This is a genomic window from Hydrogenophaga electricum (assembly GCF_030160815.1).
Taxonomy (GTDB): domain Bacteria; phylum Pseudomonadota; class Gammaproteobacteria; order Burkholderiales; family Burkholderiaceae_C; genus Hydrogenophaga; species Hydrogenophaga electricum.
The window spans coordinates 1-3053 of sequence record NZ_BSPB01000114.1; the positions used below are offsets into that span (position 1 = coordinate 1).

2 protein-coding genes and 1 pseudogene are annotated in these 3053 nt (G+C 73.2%); all 3 read right to left on the reverse strand.

Annotation, left to right across the window (positions count from 1 at the left end):
• Positions 1–304 (reverse strand): annotated as a pseudogene (locus tag QQK43_RS22900) (DUF2894 domain-containing protein); the annotation flags it as partial.
• Positions 205–858 (reverse strand): OmpA family protein, encoded by a 654-nt coding sequence (locus tag QQK43_RS22905; RefSeq protein WP_370465345.1) that lies wholly within the window; start codon positions 856–858, stop codon positions 205–207. The gene QQK43_RS22905 and the pseudogene QQK43_RS22900, both read right to left, overlap by 100 nt.
• The coding region (locus QQK43_RS22910) for a hypothetical protein (RefSeq protein ID WP_284309598.1) at positions 855–3053 on the reverse strand (2199 nt) is incomplete at its 5' end. The genes QQK43_RS22910 and QQK43_RS22905, both read right to left, overlap by 4 nt.

The following is a 3053-nucleotide window of genomic DNA, read 5'->3' on the forward strand; positions in this document are numbered from 1 at the left end:
CGGCCTGCACCAGCGAAGCCTCGGCCTGCAACGTGGCCCAGGTGGCGCGAAAGCGCCGGGCGCTGCGCAACTCGGGCCAGCGCCCGGGCGACGCGGCACCACCGTCTTCGGCCGCGCGTGCGGCCTGCGTCGCCTGCGCGATGTGGGCGTTGAGCGCCGCCAGCGGCGACAGCGGTGGCGGCAGCTTGCGCGACACTGGCTTGTTCATGGGCCGCTGCGCGTGACCTTGGGCACCGGCGCCATTTCCACGCGCCGGTTGAGCGCGCGCCCGGGTTCGTCGGCGTTGGACGCCACCGGCTGCTGCTCGCCGAAAGCGGCGCTGAACACGCGGTCGGGCGGCATGCCCTGCTCGATGAGCGCGCGCGTCACCGTGACGGCGCGCCGCGCCGACAGCTCCAGGTTGTCGGCGAAACGCGGGTTGCCGGGCTGCACCGGCGAGTTGTCGGTGAAGCCGCTGACCATCAGCATCTCGTCGCGCTCCCCCAGATACACCTTCAGCGGCGGCACCAGGCTTTCCAGCAACTGGCGCCCGTCGGGCCGGAGCTCGTCGGCATTGAGCGCGAACAGCACGCTGCCGCTGATGCCGATGCGCCCGTTGTCCAGCGTCACGCGGCCGCTGCGCAGCGGGATGGCAAGCGCTTTTTCCAGCGCCATGCGGCGGGACTCTTCGGCCTGGCGCTTGTGCATTTCGGCCTGCAGGCTGGCCACCAGATCCATCTGCGTGAACAGCACGCCGATCAGGATGAGCACGAACGCGCCCAGCACCCCGGCCATGAGGTCGCCGAACACGGCCCAGACGGGGGCCGTCTGCTCGGCCTCGCCCTCGGCGTCGAAGTCCGGTTCATCTGCGGTCATCATGCGGCGCCCTCACCGGCGCCCGCACGCGCGGACAGCGGTGCGCGCAGGCGGCGCAGGTCTTCCACGATGCCCTGCTGCGCACTGATGCTCAGGTCGATCACCTCGCGCGCCTGCGCCACGTAGTAGGCCAGCTGTTCGTCGCTGCGTGCCAGCGACTGCTGGATCGCCCCTTCCACACGCTGGAGGTTGGCGGCCAGCGTTTCGTGGCTGTCGGCCATCTGGCGGGCGCCCTCGCGGAAGGCCTCGCCCAGCGTCACGAGTTCGTCGGTGCTGCGGCCCACCCGCTCGGTCAGGGCTTCGGCCCGACCGGCCTGGTCGCCCACGGTGTCGGCAAACTGCCGGCCGACGCGGTCGAACACCTCGGCCGCCGAGGCCACCAGCGATTCGATGGCCTCGCGCTGCGCGCCCGTGGCCTGCTGCACGTTGTCGAGCAGGCCGCCGATCTGCCCCACCAGCGTGGCGCGTTCGGCCAGGGTGCGGTTGTCGCGTTCGGCCAGCTGGCTCATTTCCTGTTTCAGCTGGGCAATGACTTCGGCCGCGGCCTGCGGCACTTCCGACGCGGTGTGCAGCAGGCGCTGCAGCGGGGCTTCCAGCGCGCTGCCCAGATCGGCTAGGTGGCGTGCGGCGGCGGCCTGCAGTTGATCCAGCCGCGCCACGGCGGCCTGCCCGCGAGCGGCCTCTTCGTCGCGCAGGGCCGCGAGCTGGGTCGCCAGCTCGTGCTGCCGGGCGGTCCAGGCGCTGGCGACGGCCTCGTGGCGCGCGGCTTCGTCGCTGCGCAGCGCGGCCAGTTGGGCCTGCGCATCGGCTTGCCAGGTGGCCAGGCGGGTGGCCTGGGCTTCGGCGCGTTCGGCCTCGGCCGCGCGCAGTTGGGCGAGTTGCTGCGTCCAGGCCGCCTGCAGGGCCTGGCCCTGCTCGGCCTGGGCCAGACTGCGCGCCTGCTCCGCATCGCGCAGCGCCCCGAGTTCGGTGCGCCACAGGGCCAGCAGCTCCGCGGTATGGCCGGCGTGCTGGTCGGCCCAGCGCGCTTCGGCCTCGGTACGCGCTTGCAGCAGCGCGTCGGTGCGGGCCGCGACCTGCTCCAGATGGTTCTGGCTCTGGGCCGCCTGGCGCTGCCCCTGTTCGGCCAGATCGCGCGCGGTCTGCTGCAGCAAGGCGGCGATACCGACCTGCAGGGCCTGGCCCTGCTCGGCCTGGGCCAGGCTGCGCGCCTGCTCCGCATCGCGCAGCGCCCCGAGTTCGGTGCGCCACAAGGTCAGCAGTTCGGCCGTGTGGTGGGCGTGCTGGTCGGCCCAGCGCGCTTCGGCCTCGGTGCGCGCTTGCAGCAGCGCATCGGTGCGGGCTGTGACCTGCTCCAGATGACTCTGGCTCTGGGCCGCCTGGCGTTGCCCCTGTTCGGCCAGATCGCGCGCGGTCTGCTGCAGCAAGGTGGCCACGCCCTCCTGCTGGGTCTGCACCTGCTGCCCGACGGCGTCCCAGCGGCCCTGCCAGTCGGCCGCCAGGGCCTGCAGCGCTTGCGCCCAGGTGGCCTGCCGTTCGGCGTCGGCGCTGGCCTGCGCGGTCAGGGCCTGGTGGCTGGTGGCCTGCACACTGGCCAGCAATTCGGCCGACTGGCGCGCAAAACCGCTGCTGAATCCGTCCAGGGTCTGGCCCAGGGCCTGCAGCCGGCGCTCTTCGGCCTGCGCCTGCCGGTCCAGCGAGGCGGCCCAGGTGTCGGCCACGGCGGCCGCACGGGCGCCGAAACGGTCGGTCAGTTCGGCCATCCGGGCCTGCACGGTCTCGCTCACGTGCTGATGCTGCTGTCGGGCATCGGCAGCGATGGCGTCCATGGCCGCCGACACCACCGGCCGCAGGCTCTCGCCAGCAGCGCGCGCGCTGGCTTCGAGGCTCTGCGTCAGGGTTTGCGCCACCGCCGCGGCCAGGCCCTGGTAGGCGCTGGCGGCCTCGGTGTGGAACTGGGCCTGCCGTTCGCTCAGGCGCTGGTCGAGCTGTTCGCTGCGGGCGTCCAGTTGCGCCATCAGGGTCTGCAGGCGTTCGGCCACCTGGGGCAGCACGGTAGCCTGCTGCTGCAGCGCCTGCCAGCCCTGCTCGCGCCGGTGGGCGGGGGTCAGCGCCTGCAGCTCGCCCGCGATGCGGGCGTCGAGCCGCTGCGTGGCGGCCTGCCGCTCGCGGCGGACCAGCGCCGCCATCAGGCCCAG